The 20,025-nt window shown below is 33.1% G+C and carries 24 protein-coding genes and 1 pseudogene; all 25 read right to left on the bottom strand.

Features of this window, described 5'->3' with window-relative positions; translation table 11 throughout:
* Positions 1-271: 271 nt before the first annotated feature.
* Positions 272-1,507, bottom strand: coding sequence for a SpoIVB peptidase (gene spoIVB, locus Q428_RS01500; RefSeq protein WP_035377511.1), 1,236 nt, complete (start codon positions 1,505-1,507; stop codon positions 272-274).
* A gap of 180 nt (positions 1,508-1,687) precedes the next feature.
* Positions 1,688-3,376 carry a DNA repair protein RecN gene (gene recN, locus Q428_RS01495; RefSeq protein WP_035377509.1) on the bottom strand — a complete coding sequence of 563 codons (1,689 nt, stop codon included), beginning with the start codon at positions 3,374-3,376 and terminating at the stop codon, positions 1,688-1,690.
* A gap of 11 nt (positions 3,377-3,387) precedes the next feature.
* Positions 3,388-3,840 carry an arginine repressor gene (locus Q428_RS01490; RefSeq protein ID WP_035377507.1) on the bottom strand — a complete coding sequence of 151 codons (453 nt, stop codon included), beginning with the start codon at positions 3,838-3,840 and terminating at the stop codon, positions 3,388-3,390.
* Positions 3,841-3,923: 83 nt separating this feature from the next.
* Positions 3,924-4,733, bottom strand: coding sequence for an NAD(+)/NADH kinase (locus Q428_RS01485; protein ID WP_201769233.1), 810 nt, complete (start codon positions 4,731-4,733; stop codon positions 3,924-3,926).
* A gap of 76 nt (positions 4,734-4,809) precedes the next feature.
* Entirely contained in the window at positions 4,810-5,625 is an 816-nt protein-coding gene (locus tag Q428_RS01480) for a TlyA family RNA methyltransferase (protein WP_035377505.1), read from the bottom strand.
* 42 nt (positions 5,626-5,667) lie between these two features.
* Positions 5,668-7,527 carry a 1-deoxy-D-xylulose-5-phosphate synthase gene (gene dxs, locus Q428_RS01475; protein WP_035377502.1) on the bottom strand — a complete coding sequence of 620 codons (1,860 nt, stop codon included), beginning with the start codon at positions 7,525-7,527 and terminating at the stop codon, positions 5,668-5,670.
* A 192-nt stretch (positions 7,528-7,719) separates the two neighbouring features.
* Complete coding sequence (locus Q428_RS01470; protein ID WP_035377500.1) at positions 7,720-8,598, bottom strand: polyprenyl synthetase family protein; 879 nt, start codon at positions 8,596-8,598, stop codon at positions 7,720-7,722.
* A gap of 1 nt (position 8,599) precedes the next feature.
* Complete coding sequence (xseB, locus tag Q428_RS01465) at positions 8,600-8,842, bottom strand: exodeoxyribonuclease VII small subunit (protein ID WP_035377498.1); 243 nt, start codon at positions 8,840-8,842, stop codon at positions 8,600-8,602.
* Positions 8,818-10,010, bottom strand: a pseudogene (xseA, locus tag Q428_RS01460) (exodeoxyribonuclease VII large subunit). Before xseA ends, xseB begins: the two are co-directional and overlap by 25 nt.
* A 28-nt stretch (positions 10,011-10,038) precedes the next feature.
* Positions 10,039-10,887, bottom strand: coding sequence for a bifunctional 5,10-methylenetetrahydrofolate dehydrogenase/5,10-methenyltetrahydrofolate cyclohydrolase (locus Q428_RS01455; RefSeq protein WP_035377538.1), 849 nt, complete (start codon positions 10,885-10,887; stop codon positions 10,039-10,041).
* Between the two features lie 4 nt (positions 10,888-10,891).
* Positions 10,892-11,806, bottom strand: coding sequence for a tRNA (adenosine(37)-N6)-threonylcarbamoyltransferase complex transferase subunit TsaD (locus Q428_RS01450; protein WP_035377496.1), 915 nt, complete (start codon positions 11,804-11,806; stop codon positions 10,892-10,894).
* Between the two features lie 3 nt (positions 11,807-11,809).
* Positions 11,810-12,214, bottom strand: a complete 405-nt coding sequence (gene nusB / locus Q428_RS01445) for a transcription antitermination factor NusB (RefSeq protein WP_035377494.1) — start codon at positions 12,212-12,214, stop codon at positions 11,810-11,812.
* A 20-nt stretch (positions 12,215-12,234) separates the two neighbouring features.
* Complete coding sequence (locus Q428_RS01440; RefSeq protein ID WP_035377493.1) at positions 12,235-12,459, bottom strand: DUF2273 domain-containing protein; 225 nt, start codon at positions 12,457-12,459, stop codon at positions 12,235-12,237.
* A gap of 12 nt (positions 12,460-12,471) precedes the next feature.
* Positions 12,472-13,005 (bottom strand): alkaline shock response membrane anchor protein AmaP, encoded by a 534-nt coding sequence (gene amaP, locus Q428_RS01435; protein WP_035377491.1) that lies wholly within the window; start codon positions 13,003-13,005, stop codon positions 12,472-12,474.
* Between the two features lie 55 nt (positions 13,006-13,060).
* The gene (locus Q428_RS01430) at positions 13,061-13,456 is read right to left on the bottom strand and encodes an Asp23/Gls24 family envelope stress response protein (RefSeq protein WP_035377490.1); all 396 of its coding nucleotides are present in this window, start codon (positions 13,454-13,456) and stop codon (positions 13,061-13,063) included.
* A 268-nt stretch (positions 13,457-13,724) separates the two neighbouring features.
* Positions 13,725-14,207 (bottom strand): SpoIIIAH-like family protein, encoded by a 483-nt coding sequence (locus Q428_RS01425; protein WP_035377489.1) that lies wholly within the window; start codon positions 14,205-14,207, stop codon positions 13,725-13,727.
* Positions 14,208-14,266: 59 nt separating this feature from the next.
* Positions 14,267-14,866, bottom strand: a complete 600-nt coding sequence (gene spoIIIAG, locus Q428_RS01420; protein ID WP_051514799.1) for a stage III sporulation protein AG — start codon at positions 14,864-14,866, stop codon at positions 14,267-14,269.
* Between the two features lie 14 nt (positions 14,867-14,880).
* A complete protein-coding gene (gene spoIIIAF / locus Q428_RS01415; RefSeq protein ID WP_035377487.1) occupies positions 14,881-15,456 on the bottom strand; it encodes a stage III sporulation protein AF in 576 nt (191 codons plus the stop codon).
* Positions 15,457-15,461: 5 nt separating this feature from the next.
* A complete protein-coding gene (gene spoIIIAE, locus Q428_RS01410) occupies positions 15,462-16,607 on the bottom strand; it encodes a stage III sporulation protein AE (protein ID WP_035377486.1) in 1,146 nt (381 codons plus the stop codon).
* Between the two features lie 10 nt (positions 16,608-16,617).
* Positions 16,618-17,004, bottom strand: coding sequence for a stage III sporulation protein AD (gene spoIIIAD / locus Q428_RS01405; RefSeq protein ID WP_035377484.1), 387 nt, complete (start codon positions 17,002-17,004; stop codon positions 16,618-16,620).
* A gap of 11 nt (positions 17,005-17,015) precedes the next feature.
* Positions 17,016-17,213 (bottom strand): stage III sporulation protein AC, encoded by a 198-nt coding sequence (spoIIIAC, locus tag Q428_RS01400; RefSeq protein WP_035377482.1) that lies wholly within the window; start codon positions 17,211-17,213, stop codon positions 17,016-17,018.
* Positions 17,214-17,226: 13 nt separating this feature from the next.
* Entirely contained in the window at positions 17,227-17,745 is a 519-nt protein-coding gene (gene spoIIIAB, locus Q428_RS01395) for a stage III sporulation protein SpoIIIAB (RefSeq protein WP_035377481.1), read from the bottom strand.
* 23 nt (positions 17,746-17,768) lie between these two features.
* Complete coding sequence (spoIIIAA, locus tag Q428_RS01390) at positions 17,769-18,731, bottom strand: stage III sporulation protein AA (protein ID WP_035377536.1); 963 nt, start codon at positions 18,729-18,731, stop codon at positions 17,769-17,771.
* 167 nt (positions 18,732-18,898) lie between these two features.
* Positions 18,899-19,339, bottom strand: coding sequence for a CD1247 N-terminal domain-containing protein (locus Q428_RS01385; protein ID WP_035377479.1), 441 nt, complete (start codon positions 19,337-19,339; stop codon positions 18,899-18,901).
* A gap of 71 nt (positions 19,340-19,410) precedes the next feature.
* The gene (efp, locus tag Q428_RS01380) at positions 19,411-19,968 is read right to left on the bottom strand and encodes an elongation factor P (RefSeq protein ID WP_035377478.1); all 558 of its coding nucleotides are present in this window, start codon (positions 19,966-19,968) and stop codon (positions 19,411-19,413) included.
* Positions 19,969-20,025: the final 57 nt, after the last annotated feature.

Here is a 20,025-nt window from a genome sequence, read left to right as displayed (position 1 = left end):
ACTTCCAATTCTTAACAATAATATTTATTCGACAAACTGGTAATATTTCCTTCTACTTTGATAAAAAAATTTTTAAAGTTATAAATTCTCTTATATAAATCCGACATTCACATTTATTAAGTAAAAAGAGATATTTTTTTTATTAAATTGACAGTATTTTTTTACTATTATATTGTAATAAATTTTTAAGATAATTTCAATTATTTAACCTAATTAAAATTTTTGGTATTTACGTACAGAGATTTTTTCAATTAAAAAAGGGGTAAAACCCCTAAATTTCAACTCCACATTCATTCAACATCCATTCTATATATATTCCATAACCCATATCAGGTCTATTTACAAAAACATGGGTAACAGCGCCTATCAGTTTGCCATCCTGAATAATAGGACTACCACTCATTCCCTGGACAATACCACCAGTCTTTGATAAAAGCTCCTTATCTGTAATTCTTATAATCATACTTTTAGGATTTGGTCTGCTCTGCTCAGTTAGCCTTTCAATATATATATCATATGCTTTAACATCTGCTCCCTCAACTGATGTTAATATCTTTGCCGGTCCTTCCTTTATCTCACTTTGTCTTGCAATTGGTATTGCTTTATTGTAAATACCATTAGATGCACCAGTAGTTAATTTGCCATAAATTCCAGACATTGTATTTTTTTCAAGAATTCCTAGAACATCCTCTTCTGAAAACATCCCCCTGAGTTCACCAGGCTTACCTCTAGTTCCCTGTTCTACTGCTATTATTTTAGCATTATATATCTTCCCATCCCTGACAGGGAGCTGTAATCCTGTGTCTACATCGTTTATTGGATGACCAAGAGCTCCAAATCTTCCAGTTGAAGGGTCATAAAAGGTCAATGTTCCCACACCTGCAGTTGAGTCTCTTACCCAAAGTCCTATTTTATATTGGTCTGAATTTTTAACCTTTGTTGGCGTTACCTTAACAGTTTTTAACTGACCTTTTCTGTTTAGGTTTATATTTAATTCCTTTTCACCGAATTTCCCAATGATATTGGATAAATCTTCACTTGAATTTAATTTTATACCATTTATATCTATTATCCTATCTCCAATTTCAATTCCGGCAGAAGCTGCAGGACTCTGCTTTTTACCTGTTGCAGTTTCAACGTCTGAAAAACCCACAACTAAAATCCCGTCAGTAAAAAGCTTAACTCCAATAGGCTGTCCTCCTGGAATGACCTTAACTTCTGGAAGAAGACACAAGGTCATTTTTCTAACTGGAAGTATACCAAACAATTTTATACTTATATCTATTTTATTTGAAGTTTCTAAATCATTATCTTTATATTTTTCATTTTCCACTTTATATAAAAAATTGGATTTTATTTTGCTATTTTCAAGGTTAATAAGATTGTTTTTACTCTGGGTGATCTTTATATTTCCAGGCATGAACATTACGTTGATAGTAGCTATCAGAAATATAAAAAACAAAAGAGAAATCATAGGTATAACAATTTTAAAACCTCTTTTTTTCAAATTAATCACTCCTCTTCACACCTTTTTTAAGTCACCTTCCTTTCTTACTTATAAATTAACCTAATTGGAGATTATATATACTATAATAAAGAGTGCAATTATTACAATATGAAGTCAGATTGTAAAGCTTCAACAATTTTGAAAAAAAAAAAAACATGCACTACTTATTGTGCATGTTGTCTAAATCTTTGTTTTTAAAGAATCAGCCAGTTCTAGCATTTCTTTTGCATGATTTTTAGTTGTTTCAGTTACTATCGCCCCGCCAAGCATTCTAGATAACTCATTTACCTTTTCGTCCTTATTTAAAAGATTAACTGTCGTTGTGGTTTTGTTATTTATTACCAATTTTTGAATTTTATAATGATTATCTGCCATAGAAGCAATCTGTGGTAAGTGAGTAACGCAAAAAATCTGATGTTTTCGCGAAATAAGACACATTTTCTCTGCCACAGCCTGAGCTGTTCTTCCACTGATTCCAGTATCAATCTCATCAAATATCAAAGTAGGAATGCTGTCTACATCAGCGACAACACTTTTAATTGCAAGCATTATCCTAGACATCTCACCACCAGAAGCAACCTTACTCAATGCTCTTAATGGCTCCCCTGGATTAGCAGTTATTAAAAAACAAACTTTATTCTTCCCATTTTCATTTAAATGTGCTGTTTCTTCAATCTGGACTTTAAACTCGGCTCTTTCCATTCCAAGATATTTCAGTTCATTTTCAATATATATTTTTAGCTTATCTCCAGTTTGTTGTCTTATTTTTGTTATTTCTTTTGCATACTCCTCAAGCTTTGTTAAATTAGTCTCCAGTGATCTTTCTAATTCTTCAGTTAGTTCCTCACTTTTCTGTAAATTAGATAACTCTTCAGTTATCTCTTCATTATATTTTAATATTTCTCCAATTGAGTTTCCGTATTTCTTTTTGAGCTTATTTATTGTATCCAGCCTTATTTCTATTTCATTTAATTCTTCGGGATTAAATTCAGCTTCATCTAAATAATCCCTTAATGTTTCAATTACATCCTCAATTTTATAATATACTTCTTCTAGGGATTCCTTTGCATTACTTATTTTTTCATCATATTTTGCTATTGATTCCAGCTGTACTAAGCTTGTACCTATTCTGTCATAAGCGCACTCAGTTTCCTCATCCTTATAAAGTTTATTATAAATAATTGATAAAGTAGATACAATTTTTTCAGCATTTACTAATATATTTTTTCTCTTTTCCAATTCTATGTCTTCATTTAATTTAAGCTGGGCTTCAGTTATTTCATTAATTTGAAAAGAAAGAAGATCTATTCGCCTTAACTTATATTGCTCATCTGTCTTTAATTTCTGAAGCCTTCCCTCAATCTCTTTAGTATCAGCAAACAACTTGTTATATTCACTTTTTAACTGTTTAAATCCATCCACACAAAAAGAATCTAAAATATGTATATGTTTTCCCTCATCTAATAAAGACTGATGTTCATGCTGACCATGAATGTCTATTAAAAGCTCTCCTATCTGCTTTAAGAGGTTTAATGTAACGGTTCTTCCGTTTATTCTAGATATGCTTCTTCCACTTTGATTTATTTCTCTTGTTATAATTAGCAAATCATCATATTCTATTCCATTTTCCTTAAGTATATTAATCAGCTTATCACCCTTAACCTCAAAAACTCCTTCAACAAAAGCATTCTCCTCACCAGTTCTTATAATATCTCTGTTTTGTTTATCCCCAAGTAAAAAATTTACAGAATCTATTAAGATTGACTTTCCAGCTCCCGTTTCGCCAGTTAAAATATTTAATCCTTCATCAAAACGTAGCTTTACTTCATCAATTAGAGCAAAATTTTTAATGTGAAGTTCCAGGAGCATATGATACCCTCCTACTCATTTAGCATTTTTTTGAATTTATATACAATCTCCTGTGCTCTTTCAGCTGAACGACACAAAACAAAAATAGTGTTATCTCCAGCCAATGAACCAACTATACCATCCCACCCAAAAGTATCAATTGCTTCTGCTGCTGCTGAAGCTGAACCTGATAATGTTTTTAAAACTATTGTATTGCCTACGTAATCCATATGTACAACTGTCTGAACAAATATATTAACTAACTTCTCCGACATAATGTTTTCCCCATGTGTTATTGCAGCATATTTATATCTTCCGTTTGATGCTAAAACTTTTATGAGTTTAAGCTCTTTAACATCCCTTGAAACAGTAGCCTGGGTAACATCAAACCCTAGTTTTCTTAGTTCGTCCACTAATTCTTCCTGAGTTTCAATGTCCTTTTGACCAATTACCTCAAGAATTTTGGCATGTCTTGTAATTTTCATTCCAATAACCCCTTTCTTTTAAATAGACCTTTGTTTTAACTTTGTTCGTAAAATATCATAAAAACTTCTGCCTGCAACTTTTATCAATTTGGCACTGAATGGAGCTTCTTAATTACAACCTTATCTCCACTCATTAACTTAAATCCCTGCTGTCCATCTACAGTTAGATAAACTTCTTGATACCCATCATCCACCTCTACTGTAATAACATCACTTTCAGAGACTATTAAAGTTCTGGAATTTAGTGAATGTGGGCAGATTGGAGTAATCAGTATTACATTTACATTGGGGCTTACTATGGGCCCTCCTGCAGACAAAGAATAAGCTGTGGAGCCTGTTGGTGTAGATATAAGCAGGCCATCAGCAAAATATCTATCAAAGTAATTATCATCAATATAGGTCTTTAAATTAATTATTCTGGATAAAGTTCCTTTTGTCAGACCAATATCGTTCAGACAATAAAAAGTCTCTATTTGCTTATCGTCTTTTATAACAGATGCCTCTAGCATCATCCTTGATTCTATACTGTAATCTCCCCTTAATATATTATCAAGACATGTATATACATCCTTCACTTCAGCCTCTGTAATAAACCCTAAATTTCCCATATTTACACCTAATATAGGAGTTTCAAGCCATAAACATTGACGTGCAGCACCTAAAAGCGTACCATCCCCTCCAAGAACAATAACAAAATCAGCCTTTTTATATATATCAAGTGGTGCATATCCTGAGTCTGGTTTGTTAAGTTGTTGAGACACTATTTCAGTTAATAAAACCTCACAATTTCTCTGTTCCAGCCAGTTTATTATTTTAGAAGTAATTTCTAATTTAATATCCTTTGTCATGTTAACTATAATCCCAACACAAACCACGTGAACACTACCCTTCAACTTATTATTATTCTATAATATGTTTAAAAATCCTCTAAATCACATATTACAAAAATATCTTTTTTCAATATAATTTTTATAGCTCATCATGTGATTTTTTCACAGTTTCAGCTATTTTAGCTTCCCAGTTTTCAAATCCTTCACCGATATTTTCACTCTTTTTTAAATATACCAGATATTCTATATTTCCCTCCGGTCCTTTGATAGGTGAATAAGTTAATCCCTCTACTTTAAAACCAATCTCCATTGCAAAGGACAAAAGGTTAGTTATTACTTCAATGTGGGTCTTTGCTTCTCTCACTACGCCTTTTTTACCCACTTTTTCCTTACCTGCCTCAAACTGTGGTTTTATTAAGGCAACTATTTCTCCGCCATCTCTTAAAAGTTCTCTAGCAACAGGTAAAACCAGTTTCAAAGATATAAAGGATACATCTATTGATGCAAAATCAAGTTTAACTCCTATATCCTCTGGTTTTACATATCTTATGTTTGTTCTTTCCATACATACAACTCTTGAGTCAGTCCTAAGTTCCCATGCAAGCTGTCCATAGCCAACGTCCACTGAAAAAACCTTTGATGCCCCATTTTTAAGCATACAATCAGTAAAGCCACCTGTTGAAGCTCCAATATCCATAGAAATTTTATTGTTTAATTCAATTCCAAATTCATTAATTGCCTTTTCCAGCTTTAAGCCTCCTCGACTTACATAAGGAATTGCAACACCTTTAACCTCAATGATGGCATCTTTTTTAACCTTTTCTCCTGATTTGTCAACCCTTACATTGTCAACAAACACCAACCCTGCCATTATACTTTTTTTTGCTTTTTCCCTTGAATCAAAAAAACCCTTTTCAACAAGAAGAATATCAAGCCTTTCTTTACCTTCTCCCATTTGCAACTTCCTTTCAATTAATAAGAAATCGTATTTTTAAAATCAAATATTCTTTAAAATCGTACTATATATTCCTTCTGGGTCTAAACCATATTTCTTATATAAAATATCTAAACTTCCATGTGGTATAAATTCATCAGGATATCCTAATATAACAACTTTGGATTTTGAATTGATACCTGAAATATATTCAAGGACCCCTGAACCAAAACCACCAGCTGTATAATTATCTTCAACGGTAATTATCACATCATATTCATTGGATAATTTGTTTAAAAGAGATTTATCCATTGGTTTTATAAATCTGCAGTTTACAAGTGTTACATTTATATTTTTTGACTTTAATTTTTCTACTGCAGCCAATGCATTTTGAACCATTTTCCCAGTAGCAAGAACAGCAAGTCTTTTACCTTCTTCAATTACTTCCCACTTTCCCAGTCTGATTTCTTCATACTTTTCAAAATTATCTAAGCTATCCCCTCCACGAGGATACCTGACTGCCACCGGTCCATTATACTCAAAACACCATCTAAGCATATTCCTGAATTCATTTATATCTTTAGGTGCCAATAAAGTAATATTAGGTATTGATCTTAAAAATGAAATATCCAATATTCCCTGATGAGTTTCCCCATCCTCTCCTACAATTCCAGCTCTATCAATAGCAAAAACAACAGGTAAATTCTGCAGGCACACATCATGAACCACCTGATCATATGCCCTCTGAAGAAAAGTTGAATATACAGCAAAAACCGGTTTCAAGCCGTTAGAAGCTAACCCTGCTGCCAGGGTAACTGCATGCTGTTCTGCTATACCAACATCAAAAAATCTATTTGGAAACTTTTTGGAAAATTCACTTAATCCTGTACCGTCAGGCATTGCAGCTGTTATTGCAACAAGTTCTGGATTTCCCTCAGCCTCCTTAATCATTTCTTCTCCAAAAGCCTTTGAATAGGTTATTTTAGACTTGGATAGATTTTGCCCCGTTTCTATTTCAAAGGGACCAACTCCATGAAAAACATTTGGGTTCTCCTCCGCAAATCGATAGCCTTTTCCTTTTTTAGTTATAACGTGTACTAAAACAGGTCCCTTTACTGTTTTAGCCCTTTCAAGAACCTCTGAAATCTTCTCTATATTATGTCCATCTATTGGTCCTAAATATGTAAAGCCAAGCTCCTCAAAAAGCATTCCCTGAAGGAGTAGATACTTTAAGCTCTCCTTTACCCTCTCTGCAGTTTTAAAAAGATTATTTCCAAAAGCAGGCACTCTTTTCAATAAAGTTTCAACATCATCTTTCAATGTAATATATTTAGGGTCAGTTCGTAGTTTACTTAGATATCCCGATAAACTTCCAACATTTTCTGAAATAGACATCTCATTGTCATTTAAAATTACAGTTATATTTGTATTTAACGTACCAGCATCATTAAGTGCTTCAAAGGCCATTCCTCCAGTTAAGGCACCATCGCCTATAACTGCAACTACATTATATTTTTCTTTTTTAATATCCCTTGCTCTGGCAATACCTAAAGCTGCAGATATAGATGTACTGCTGTGTCCCGCTGCAAAGGTATCATAAATACTTTCATTAGGCTTTGGAAAACCGCTTAATCCGTTATACTTCCTTAAAGTATCAAAACTATCCTTTCTTCCAGTGATTATTTTATGAACATAGGTCTGATGTCCAACATCCCAAACAATCCTGTCTTCCGGCATAGAATACACTCTATGAAGTGCCAAGGTTAGTTCAACTACTCCAAGGTTAGATGCTAAATGTCCACCTGTTTTTGAAACATTATCAATTAAAAAAGTCCTTAATTCATCTGCCAATTGATATAACTGACTCATATTAAGTTTCTTTATATCTTTTGGATTATTAATGTTCTTTAGTATGGTCATCATCTATACCCCATTTATAATTATTATAAAATTTGCAATATTACATATTACATATAAATAAAACCACCCGCTTATAAGGTGGTCCATATGAAGATTTTTTCTTCAGCAATATGTTATTGTATCATAATTATGCACTCTGTACAACTAAATTTCTCTATACATTCACTAGAATCCTATTAAATCTCTTAAATAAAATCAACTTTCTCGATTTAAAAGATATTGGGTTAAAGAGGTTATAAATCCTGATTTATCAATGTATTCTGCTCTTTTAAGAGCATTTTCTGTATATTGCTCAGCTAGTTTTTGGGATTCCTCAAGTCCAAGTAAACTTACAAAGGTTGACTTTTTATTTGCTGCATCCACCCCAACATTCTTCCCTAGCTTTTCAAGTGTTCCTGTATAGTCTAAAATATCATCAACTATCTGAAAGGCTATGCCTAAATTTTTACTGTAATCCTTAACAATATCAATCATTTCAAATCTTTCTGAAATTACACATCCAGCGATACATGATGCTTCTATCAATGCTCCCGTCTTCTTTTCATGCATCTTATACAGTGTTTCTATTTCTATTTTCTTACCCTCAGACTCAATATCAATTATCTGGCCACCTATCATACCTCTTACACCTGATGCCCTGCATATTTCTTCCATTGCCATTATAAATTTTGGTTTATAATTATATTTTTTTACTGTTTCAATCATTGTTTCAAAGGCTAAATTTAAAAGACCGTCTCCAGCTAAAATAGCATGTGCTTCCCCAAAAACCCTATGGTTTGTCAATTTACCCCTTCTGTAATCATCATTATCCATGGAAGGTAAATCATCATGAATTAATGAATAAGTATGAATACATTCTATGCTGCAGGCAAAAGGCAAAATTTCCTCTGAATCTCCTCCCAGAGCTTTACATATTGCGTTTGCAAGTACAGGACGTATTCTTTTTCCTCCAGCCAGCAGGCTGTATGACATACCATCAACTATACTTTTAGGTGCTTCTTTTATATCCATCATTCTATTTAAATAATCATTTACTATCTTCTGTTCTATTCTAAGCTGGTTTTGAAAATCCATTCTATTCCTCCTCAGGCATAAACCCTTCCTCTATAAGTTCTCCATGTTTTCCCTTTATTACTATATTTATTTTTCTTTCTGCCTCATCCAATTGTTTATTACATAATGCTGCAAGTTCCATTCCATCTTGAAACAGCTTTAAAGAATCTTCAAGTGATAAATCCTTATCCTCCATCTTCTCAACTATATTAGAAAGTCTTTCTAATGCTTCCTGAAACTTTAACTCCTTTTTCTTAGTTGCCATACATCCACCTCCATTTTATCTAGCACCTTACATTCAAGAACTCCATCCTGCATATGCAGTCTGATGTTGTCATCTATTTTAACATGTTTAATATCATTTAAAACCTTTCCATCCTTCTCAGCATAGGAATAACCCCTTGATAAAGCCTTGATTGGACTTAAGGCATCCATTCTGTTTATCAAAATACTATATCTGCTTTTCTTATCTGAAATTTTAGATTCCATCAAAAGTATTAACTTGTTTTGCAGATAATCAACATACTGAATATGTTGTTTAATTTTATTTTCCGGGGAATATTTTTTTACTTTAGCTACTAAATCGTTGACATTATAACGCAAATCAGAAATTTTGCCTTTACTATTTAAAAACAACTCTGTAGAAAGTTTACTGATTTTAAATTTCAAATCACCATACACAGGAACTGCTATTTCCGCAGCATGGGATGGAGTTGATGCTCTAATATCGGCTACAAAATCTGAAATTGTAAAATCTGTTTCATGTCCCACAGCTGAAATAACAGGAATCTTACTACTAAATATTGCCCTTGCAACCTTCTCTTCATTAAAAGCCCAAAGCTCCTCTATAGACCCTCCGCCTCTTCCAACAATTATAACATCCATGTCTTTCATTGTATTAAAATACTCAATACCCTCTATAATACTCTCAGCAGCGCCTATCCCCTGAACCTTAGCTGGTAGAGTAAAATATCTACATTTCTATATCTTCTTGTGGCAACATTAATAATATCCTTTATGACAGCCCCCGTTTGAGAAGTAACAACTCCTACTCTTCTTGGTAAAAGTGGAATTGGTTTTTTCCACTTTTCATCAAATAATCCTTCAACTTCTAATTTCTTTTTAAGCTGCTCGTAGGCTAAATATAAGTCACCTATTCCCTCAGGCTGCATCTTAGTACAATATAACTGGTATTGTCCGTCCCTTTCGTATACTGAAACATAGCCCTCTATAATTACCTTCATTCCGTCTTCAGGCATAAATTTCAAGAAACTGTTATATCCTTTAAACATCACAGCCTTAATCTTTGAATCTTCATCCTTAAGGGTAAAATACATATGGCCAGAAGAATGATACTTAAAATTTGAAATTTCACCTTTTATCAATATATTTCCAAGGAAACTGTTCTCTTCTATAATACCCTTAATATACATATTCAGTTGAGATACAGATATAGCCTCCCTATTCATGGTAACCAGCTGCCTCCAATACATTTTCGATTAACATTGTTGTTGTCATGGCTCCTACCCCACCAGGAACCGGTGTAATATATGATGCTTTCTGACTGACCTTTTCAAAATCAACATCTCCAACCAGCTTACCATTTAAAACACTTGTCCCTGCGTCAATAACCACTGCTCCCACCTTCACCATATCATCAGTAATAAGACCTGGTTTTCCAACAGCACTTATTATTATATCTGAATCCATAAGCTCCGCCTTTAATTCAGCAGTTCTTGAGTGACATATAGTAACAGTTGCGTGTTTATTTAAAAGCATCAATGCAGCTGGTTTTCCTACTATGCTGCTTCTTCCTACAATAGCAGCTTTTTTACCTGAAATTTCAATTTTATACTCCTCAAGTAATTTAATAATTCCCTTAGGAGTACATGGCATCAAACACTGCTGCCCCTTAAAAAGCTTCCCAAGATTAATAGGGTTTAAACAATCCACATCCTTTAGTGGGGAAATAACACTTGTCACTCTATCAGCTGAAATATGCTCAGGAAGTGGCAGCTGTAGCAAGATTCCATGTACATCCTCACGTTTATTTAGTTCTTCAATCAGTTGTATTAAATCCCCTTCCCTTGTATCCTCCGGCAGATTATAACTAAATGAATTCAATCCAGTTTCTAAACAAATCTTTTCCTTGTTTTTAACATATGATAGGGAAGCAGCATCAGAACCCACTATTATTGTTGCAAGCCCTGGTTTTATTCCCCTTTCACTTTCTAATTTTTTAATTGCTGCAGCTAATTTTATTCGAATATTTTTTGCAACCATTTTCCCATCAATTATTTCTGCCCTCATATTATCACCTCTTGTATTTTTCAAGTCCAATAAAAGCACATCCTGCTGCATTATCTGACGCATATTTATTATCTGAAAAGAAAATAATGTCTTTGTATTTTTCCTTGAAGTAGCACTTCAAAAATATGCTTGAAGCCACACCCCCAACTAAAAGTATCGGTAATTCATTTGTTTTTAACAAATTATTAAAAACCTTTTCCAGTGTCTTTGAAATACATATCATAACAGCCTTTGCAATTTCTTCTTTATTATATCCTTCCTCTATATATTTCAAACCAAGGGTTTCCTGACCTGAGAAATTAAAATAAAAACCATCAACTTTAGAAGGGATGCGAAGGTTAGTATCACAAGGTTTAATTGCAAGTTCATCAATATCTTTTCCTGCAGGAAAAGATAGCCCCATTGCAACGCCAATTCTGTCAATAAACTGTCCAATACTTATATCCTTGGTTCCCCCAATAATTTCAACGGAATAATCATTATCTTTGCTTACCTTCAGAATTTCAGTTGTTCCACCAGACATATGTACAGCAATAAATTCTTTATAAGAAAAATTTATTGAACGACAGGCCCCTTCAAGGTGCCCTTCCTGATGGGAAGTTTTATATATTGGAACACCTGAAGTATAAGCTATTGATGATGCAATGCTTTCTCCTGCTTTAAAAACCGGCATATAGGAACCTTCTACCGGTCTTGGTCTAGTACTGACACAGACTGCATCAATTCCTTTTGTAAAAGGGCTATTAAGTAAATCAGGAAGATTTTTTACATGCTGAAAAAGGGCATCAGACTGTCTTAAGCCCCTTTGCCCTTGTTCTACATTCAATAGTTTCCTTGCGTCATATAATATTTCACCATCTTTTACAACAGCCACTGAAGTGGTGTAATTACTTGTATCAATTCCCAGTATTTTTGCCATAATTTATACTTCCTTAATTACGTTTCCTAAAATACCATTAACAAAGTTAGGAGAATTATCCCCTCCAAATTTTTTAGCCAGCTCAATTGCTTCATTAACTGCAACAACATTAGGTACATCTTCCCTATATAGCATTTCGTAGATAGCCAGCCTCATAATTGCCAGATCTACCTTTGCAATTCTGTTTATCTTCCAGCCCTTTGAGTATCTTTCAATATATTCATCAATTTTTGTAATGTTTTCCTCTGTTCCCTTTACACAGCTAAAGATAAATTCTTTCTCCTCTTGACTAAATTTCACCTCTACATTTTCTTCAAAATCATCCAAGGCCTCTTTGCTGTCAATAGAAGTAACATCCATCTGATATAGCACCTTCATTGCTGCTTCTCTTGCCCATTTCCTACTCATGTGTATACCTCCATCTATTGTTATTTCCAACCATCAGGTAGAATCTTTTCTATTATTTCGATTATACTCTCTTTATTATCTATCTTTTTGCCTATATAATACCCTAAATAAACGCATATTACAATAAAGACAGTCTTAAAAAAACCTATAATCAATACAAATATTGATATAATCAAACCAATTATTGCTCCTAAAGACTTCCCTTTATTGTTATTAAAAAAAGTAAGCAATACTTCTTTCCACATATCGCCACCTCTCTAACTCAAGCGAAGCTTGTTACCAGCAGCTACATCAGTTATTATTACCTTAACTTCTCCAACGGGTATTTCTGCAATCGTCTCAATATAAGTTTTTACATTCTGCTGTATTTCCTTTACCGTTTCTGTAACATTGATATCAGGCATAATATTTCCCTTTATCATAATATCAATGTTGTCTTTTCCAGGTTTAACCATAACATTAATGTCTCTTATACCCCTGGACTGACTTGCAGTTTTAATTGCCATTGACTTTATTGTTTCATTTGTTATATTTATCATGCCACCCTCAGTGTATTTTATTACTCCAGCCCCTCTTCTCTCACCTGCTACAAGGGAAATTAAAAGTTTTATGTTTAACAGGATAAATGCTGCTGCTATCAGAGCAAAGTATGACGTTTCAAATAAATTATTAACTATCCTTTCTACATAATCCCTTGGAATGTATCCAAAGGGAATAAGGATAATACTACCAAAAAATGCTGTTAAAACCAAAAGGTAAACAAACATCAGAAACTTATCTAAGGTTTTCATTTTTTTCACTCCTTACAATCTAATAAACCCTCTGATAGCAGAGGGTTAAATAGCATTATTTCGTTTTTTGAGTTACCTCTTCTTCCTTTGATTCCTTTACTACATTTATTCCCTGTATATGTATATTAACTTCAACAACGTTTAAGCCTGTCATTGTTTCAACAGCTTTTTTTACATTTTGTTGAACCTCCCAAGCTACCTCTGGTATTCTAACACCATATTCAACGATTAAATATAAATCAATTGAAGTTTCAGTTTCTCCAACTTGAACTTTAATTCCCTTATTGCTGGATTTCATACCAAATTTCTCAACAATATCGTCTGTAAACCCTCCACTCATAGAAGCAATACCCTTTACCTCAACTGCTGCCAATGATGCTATCACAGCAACAACATCAGAGGCAATCTTAATTGCTCCATTTTCTGTGGATGTATTTATATTTTCTACCATTATTTGCACCTCCTGCATATATAAACCCTTAGACTTAGTTTACATCTATTATATCAGAAAATCAAGATGTTTACAAAATACTTGAAAAATCACATACCAAAAAGGCATTTTAAAAAATTACAAGAACGTCATAGATAATTGCTTAAAGTGGATGTCATAAAATAACTTAAACTTATGCAATTATCCCCGACGTTCTAAAATACATTACCTTATTAACAGTCTGAGTATATAGAATATGTTCCAAACTAATTAAAACTATTATTTATAATTACTGTTGACCTTTAATAATTATGTTTGATGGCGATATACCAGTTGTTGATACAATATCATCTGTTAACTGAGCAATTTTGTCCTTTGTTAGTTCTTCACTTGTTTTAACAACCAGTTCAACACCCATTTCATCTACAAAACAAAGTGCATCCTCAAATCCTCTCTCCTTTGCCTTTGTTTCAATTGTGTTTTCCTTATTGCTTATATCCTGAAGTTTAAAGAGTTTTGTTTGAGCTATCTGCTTTGCTTCCTTGTTAGCTTCTTTGCTGTTTAAAATATCCTCTAATTCTTGTTTTAAACTACTTCTTTGGTTCTCTCTACCCATTCTTCCCTCAACAAAAAAGCTGGCTGTCTCTTTGCTATTGTCAGTCTTAAATGTATTAGGAGTATTTTCATTAAATTTTCTAGCAAAATACCCAACACAGCCTATAAGTGCGATTAATACAGCAATAACTATTGTTTGTCTTCTTAAATTTGACATATTATCCCCCCACAACTTTTTTTATAGAATATTTATATGTATATTTTTTTAACAATATTCTAATTCCTTTTCATAGGAACTACTGAAACCTTATGAATTGGTATGTTTAGTACTGTTTTTACAGCATTCTGTAAATTTTCCCTTATATGAGGAATACTTGCTCCCTCTGCGACAACAACCACTCCGCCTATGGCGGGATTGACCTGTTTTACAACAAATGGTTTGTTGCCACCTGATTCACTGATTATTACTATATTCGTGCTTTTACTATTCTCAGTTGTTATTCTATGTCCTCCCTGGGTATCCTTTTCCTCAATTTTTTTATTAACATCATTTACATTAACTGCAGGTACAGATTCAGAACCACCTTCAAAATATATCATAACAGAAACCTTTCCTACACCTTCCATCTGAGATAAGATATCTGTTAAATCCTTCTTAACCTTCTCCTCATAAGAACTTGAAGTAGAAACTAACTGAGCATTAGTATTTACTTCAACAGTGTTTTTAGCCTTAGTTTTTTTACTGTTTGTTAGACTGGTTGTTATATCCCCAATTAAAATCAGAAGTACCCCGCAAAGTAAAAGTATTACCATGTTGATAAAAACCTTTTTTTGTTTTTGTTTAAAAATCTTATCTAACATCTTATTCCAATCCATATACATCCCTCACTTTACTTTAAAAACTTTATAGTTTCAGGATTGACGTTAAATTTTTCCCTTAAAAGTTTGACTACCCTTTCGTCCTTTTGTGCTTCCTGTTCATCCTGCTGCTGGGAAATTACAATTTTCTCAACCCTTTTAACTTTTTCAGTATCTTCTCTTTGTTTTAGTTCTATAGATGTAATTTTTGTATATTCATAGCTGTCTTTATCTTCATTTACATTAATGCTGCTAATCTCATATCTTTTACCTGTTGAATAAAAAATCTCCTTTTCAATTTCTTTTACTAAATTACTTTTAAATACATCCATCCTTTGTTTTTCAACCTTATTTCTTAAATCAATATTTTCAAAATCTGTACTATTTTGCTGCAAATCCTCCATGTACTTTGAAACATAAGTTTCAATACTGACATTTCTATCAAACAACTTAAATACTGGGGTCAAAATAATTATTATCACAATCAGCCCTGTTGTAATCTTTGCATATTTTTTCATACTGTTAGAAGGAAGGAGCATATCAACAAGAACCATAAAGATTACAGCAGTGACAACAGAAACAATCCAATTTTTTATAACTTCAATCATATGTATCACCCTACCATCATAACTAGCTTTCCAGTTGAAGCTACTATTGTAATCATAATAAAAAACATTATGGCAACAGATAAAACACAAATAAATATCATAGTCAGTGAACTGCCTGTAGCACTAAGACAATCAACAATCCTTTTGTCTACAACAGGTTCCATAACAGCTCCAACGAATTTATATATAAGTGCAAGGATTATTATTTTAATTAAAGGAAAAACGCATATAAAAATCATAACCAGCAATCCACCTATGCTGATAGCATCCTTAAGCACTAAAGAATATCCTGCAACGGTGGTAATAGCATCAGAAAGACATTTACCTACGATTGGTATAAAATTATCAACAGCAAACTTTGCAGACTTCAAAGCCACTTGATCAATGGTTGCCGAAGCATTACTTCTGATTGTAACTATTCCTACAAATATAGTCATAATAAATCCTAAAACCCAAAGGCTTACTTGTTTTATTAACCCGCCAAGTTTTGAAATCTTTATGCTGTCACTGAGATTATCAACAATATTTATTACCACAACTAAAATAGTTAAGGGCAGAACTAAATCCCTGATTATATCACTTGTAACCTTTAAGATAAACATAACTATGGGATCAAGGGTTGCCGCAGAAGCAAATCCTCCAACTGCCGCTATTAAAACAATTAAAGGCGGCATCAGGGAATTCATAAATTCTACCATATTGCTGATAGTTCTTTGTCCTAGTTGGACAGCTGTTGAAAAACTTTTTATTATAACTACTACCATTACCAAAAAACATGCATAATAAGCAATCTTGGAGACACCATCATCAGAAAAAGCATTTTGGATATTCTGAAGCAGTGCACAAAATATCCCAATAAATAAAAGTTCTACTAACAGCTTTGAATTCAATAAGATTTCTTTAAACATAAATTTTAAAAGACTATTTGTAAAATCCTTGACTGTGATACCCAGAGAACCATTTTTTTTGTAGGATTCTATCATTTTTGAAAAGCTGATTTCAGGCAGATAATCAACCTCCTGCTGAAGACTTTGTGCAAAACTTTCAAGCTTTGATATATCAACGCTGGTCTGTTCATCTGATATTGCATATGCCTTTGTGCTTACACACAAGAACAAAATTATCAGTAAGTAAAATATTTTTTTACCCATATACATCACCCTATGGCATTATTTTCAGAACCATATCCATAACCGCCATTAATACGGGAATTGCCAGTGTAATAATCAATATCTTACCTGCAAACTCAATCTTACTGGCTATGGAAGACTGTCCTGAATCTTTACATATCTCCACACCAAAGGATGCAAGATACGCTATTCCTATTATTTTTAGTACAGTATTTAAATATATAACATCAATATTTATCTTCAGTGCTATCTGTTGAAGTGCTTCAACTACCACAGTTAATTTACTGAGCATCAAAAGAAAAATTACAATTCCAGTGGCAAGGCTTATTTGTAGTGCTATTTCAGGTTTTTCATTTTTAAGCAGGACTACAATCATAGCCGCTAAAAGACCTATTACCAACACCTTAGATATATCCATAAAATCACCTACTAAAACTGAAACATTGTTCTGACATTATCAAAGAGCTTTGTTATGAGTCCTAGAACCATCATCAAAACTACCACTAATCCTGCCAATGTAATTAACGTTGCCTGTTCTTTTCTTCCAAGGCCTTCAAAAATCTTGTCCAGAATTGCAATTAAAATACCCACAGTTGCTATTTTAAAAATTAAGCTTACATCAACCATTTTTTCACCTCTTTTACACAAGTAATATTATTAATATAGCCCCTGAACATACCCCAAGATATTTATAGAGCTTTTCATTTTTACTTCTTGTTTCCTCAGCCCTTTTCTCAAAGGCCTCCATTTTTTTAATAGTTATATTAAAATTCTTCTTCTGTCCTTCAAGATCACTGCTGCCAACACTCTGCATAAATGCTGCAATTACTTCAACCTCTTCTTTTTCCAAATAGAGCTCATTTTTTAATTTGTTAAAGGCTAAATAGAATGCTTCAACCACATCTGTTACACTTTTCTGATTCAATATATCTGCCATCATACTAAAAAGCATCGAAATATTGTTTTCGGTTTTTTCAGAAACATATATCAATGCTTCCATCAGTGGTGTTGCTGAGTAAACAATTTCTGTCTCAAGGATATTCAATGCGTACTGCATTGCCCTGAGCTGATTAACTCTTTCAGAGTACACCCTTGCATAGCTGAAGCCTAATATAGTTGTTGCTGTTATAACAATAAGGCTTCCAATCAACTTTAACATCTTTATCCCTCCTGTTTCATTTGTTATATTTTTATAATTTCTTCAATAGTCCCTGGTCCACTTCTTCTGCTCAGTATTACTATTCTTTCAAAGGCTTTATTTTCAATAAGTATTTTAACCCCTTGCCTTTTTTGAATTTCATTAAAATTTCTTCCATGCACTGTTGCTATTATCTTCACCCCTGAATTTATTGCATCCTCTATAGCCTCTGCATCTTCTACACTTCCGATTTCATCAACTGCAATTATCTCCGGAGACATTGACCTTAAAAGCATGAACATCCCCTGAGCTTTAGGACATGCATCTAATACATCAGTTCTAATTCCAACATCTCTTTGAGGAACGCCTAAATAACATCCTGCAATTTCTGATCTCTCATCTACAAGACCTATTTTAAAACCCTTTATGTTAAAATCCCTGTCTCCAGAACTTAAAACCCTTATAATATCCCTTAACATAGTTGTTTTACCACAACCTGGAGGGGATGCTATTAAAGTGTGTTTTATACCTTCACCATAAATTTCTTTAATTATTTTATTTCCACAGCCTTTTATTTCCTTTGCTATTCTTATATTCATTCCAGAAATATTTTTCATAGTTCTTATATTTCTATCTTCCATTACAATTCTTCCTGTAAGTCCAACCCTGTGTCCTCCCTTTAAGGTTAAAAAACCCTGTTTCAGCTCTTCCTCAATAGAATAAATTGAGTAATTACTCATAAGGGTCAAGGTCTTTTCAATATCTTGTCTTTCTACAATTACCGGTCTGCTAAGTAGAAATGACAATACCCCATCCTCATTTAAAAACATATCCTGTCCCTTTTTATAAACCATAAAAGGTCTTTCAGCCCTTAATCTGATTTCTTCTATGGAACTTATATCTTCATCTGAAATTTTCGTTAATATGCTGCTTAGTTTTTTTGGCAAAGCAGGAAGTATATCTTTTTCTAATGTATTTCTTACATAACTCTCATCTCTGGCATACATCTGCATGTCCCCCTTTCTTAATATAATGTTTATTAGGATGACTGTGATTTTATAACTTAAAACAAATATATATTTTATAGTTTCAGGATTATTTTTTATAAATGGTTTCACACTTTCTTTTTCAGGCATAAAAAAAGCCCTTGAATTTAATCAAGAGCTTTAACAAGCTATTCGCAGTCGCAGTCACAGTCACATTCCTCATCATCACAACCGCAGTCACAACCACATTCACATTCAAAAGGTAGTGGTTCGTTGCAATTTGGACAAAGTATTTCATCTTCTTCTTCATCTTCAAACATAGCTTCATCAAGATAAACTGTTTCATGACAGTTAGGACATTCCATTTCTATGTATCCATCATCTTCATAGTCATTCTCGTCATCATCTTCATAGATGTCTTCTTCAATTCTTGCCAAATCTTCATCTATAGCATCAACATAGTCATCAAGCTCTGTTTGAGCTTCATTTAAAAGATCAATCTCTTCAGCCATATCGTCAATGACGTCAATGATTGCTAACAAAAGTTTTCCTTCCTTTGTTTCGTGGTTGATGCCAAGTCCATCTGACATTCCTTTAAGATATGCAACCTTTTCTTTGATAGTTTCCATATATCTTACCTCCTTTTTATATGATAATAATTAACAGTGGCAGAGCCACTGTTAATTATTAATATTATGCATTATACACGTGACATATATTCACCAGTTCTTGTGTCGATTCTTATAGTGTCTCCTTCGTTAACAAACAATGGAACCATAAATGTTGCACCTGTTTCAACAGTTGCTGGCTTTAATGTATTTGTTGCAGTGTCTCCCTTTACACCTGGTTCTGTATGTGTTACTTGTAACTCAACGAAATTAGGTGCTTCTACTGAGAATGCTTCTCCCTTGTAGAATTTAATAATAGCAAACATATTTTCCTTTAAGTACTTAATAGCTTCTTCTACCTTTTCATAGTTTAATGGTATTTGATCATATGTATTCATATCCATGAAATAATATAATGTACCATCGTTATATAGGTATTGCATTTCTTTTCTTTCTATAACAGCTTCAGGGAACTTGTCTGTTGGGTTGAAAGTTCTTTCAACAACTGCTCCTGAAACAACATTTCTTATTTTTGTTCTTACGAATGCAGCACCTTTTCCTGGCTTAACATGCATGAAATCGATGATTGTAAATACTTGTCCATCCATCTCAAAAGTACTACCTTTTCTAAAATCTCCAGCTACTATCATTAAATTATCCCTCCATAAAATATTATTAACAGATTTTATTTTGTTTATACTTTTACT

It is taken from the genome of Fervidicella metallireducens AeB, from assembly GCF_000601455.1.
Classification (GTDB): Bacteria; Bacillota; Clostridia; order Clostridiales; family Caloramatoraceae; genus Fervidicella; species Fervidicella metallireducens.
This window is presented reverse-complemented; position numbering and strand designations above follow the sequence as displayed.

Excerpts from the sequence above, each read along its gene's own strand:
- amaP (WP_035377491.1), bottom strand. The coding sequence starts at position 13,005 with ATGAAAACCTTAGATAAGTTTCTGATGTTTGTTTACCTTTTGGTTTTA.
- spoIIIAE (WP_035377486.1), bottom strand. The coding sequence starts at position 16,607 with ATGGGTAAAAAAATATTTTACTTACTGATAATTTTGTTCTTGTGTGTA.
- Q428_RS01455 (WP_035377538.1), bottom strand. The coding sequence starts at position 10,887 with ATGAGGGCAGAAATAATTGATGGGAAAATGGTTGCAAAAAATATTCGA.
- Q428_RS01490 (WP_035377507.1), bottom strand. The coding sequence starts at position 3,840 with ATGAAAATTACAAGACATGCCAAAATTCTTGAGGTAATTGGTCAAAAG.
- spoIIIAB (WP_035377481.1), bottom strand. The coding sequence starts at position 17,745 with ATGTTAAAGTTGATTGGAAGCCTTATTGTTATAACAGCAACAACTATA.
- spoIIIAA (WP_035377536.1), bottom strand. The coding sequence starts at position 18,731 with ATGTATGCCAGAGATGAGAGTTATGTAAGAAATACATTAGAAAAAGAT.
- xseB (WP_035377498.1), bottom strand. The coding sequence starts at position 8,842 with ATGGCAACTAAGAAAAAGGAGTTAAAGTTTCAGGAAGCATTAGAAAGA.
- recN (WP_035377509.1), bottom strand. The coding sequence starts at position 3,376 with ATGCTCCTGGAACTTCACATTAAAAATTTTGCTCTAATTGATGAAGTA.
- Q428_RS01430 (WP_035377490.1), bottom strand. The coding sequence starts at position 13,456 with ATGGTAGAAAATATAAATACATCCACAGAAAATGGAGCAATTAAGATT.
- spoIIIAC (WP_035377482.1), bottom strand. The coding sequence starts at position 17,213 with ATGGTTGATGTAAGCTTAATTTTTAAAATAGCAACTGTGGGTATTTTA.
- Q428_RS01450 (WP_035377496.1), bottom strand. The coding sequence starts at position 11,806 with ATGGCAAAAATACTGGGAATTGATACAAGTAATTACACCACTTCAGTG.
- Q428_RS01470 (WP_035377500.1), bottom strand. The coding sequence starts at position 8,598 with ATGGATTTTCAAAACCAGCTTAGAATAGAACAGAAGATAGTAAATGAT.
- efp (WP_035377478.1), bottom strand. The coding sequence starts at position 19,968 with ATGATAGTAGCTGGAGATTTTAGAAAAGGTAGTACTTTTGAGATGGAT.
- Q428_RS01385 (WP_035377479.1), bottom strand. The coding sequence starts at position 19,339 with ATGGAAACTATCAAAGAAAAGGTTGCATATCTTAAAGGAATGTCAGAT.
- Q428_RS01440 (WP_035377493.1), bottom strand. The coding sequence starts at position 12,459 with ATGTGGAAAGAAGTATTGCTTACTTTTTTTAATAACAATAAAGGGAAG.
- dxs (WP_035377502.1), bottom strand. The coding sequence starts at position 7,527 with ATGATGACCATACTAAAGAACATTAATAATCCAAAAGATATAAAGAAA.
- spoIIIAF (WP_035377487.1), bottom strand. The coding sequence starts at position 15,456 with ATGATTGAAGTTATAAAAAATTGGATTGTTTCTGTTGTCACTGCTGTA.
- spoIIIAD (WP_035377484.1), bottom strand. The coding sequence starts at position 17,004 with ATGGATATATCTAAGGTGTTGGTAATAGGTCTTTTAGCGGCTATGATT.
- Q428_RS01425 (WP_035377489.1), bottom strand. The coding sequence starts at position 14,207 with ATGTCAAATTTAAGAAGACAAACAATAGTTATTGCTGTATTAATCGCA.
- Q428_RS01480 (WP_035377505.1), bottom strand. The coding sequence starts at position 5,625 with ATGGGAGAAGGTAAAGAAAGGCTTGATATTCTTCTTGTTGAAAAGGGT.
- spoIIIAG (WP_051514799.1), bottom strand. The coding sequence starts at position 14,866 with ATGGATTGGAATAAGATGTTAGATAAGATTTTTAAACAAAAACAAAAA.
- nusB (WP_035377494.1), bottom strand. The coding sequence starts at position 12,214 with ATGAGTAGGAAATGGGCAAGAGAAGCAGCAATGAAGGTGCTATATCAG.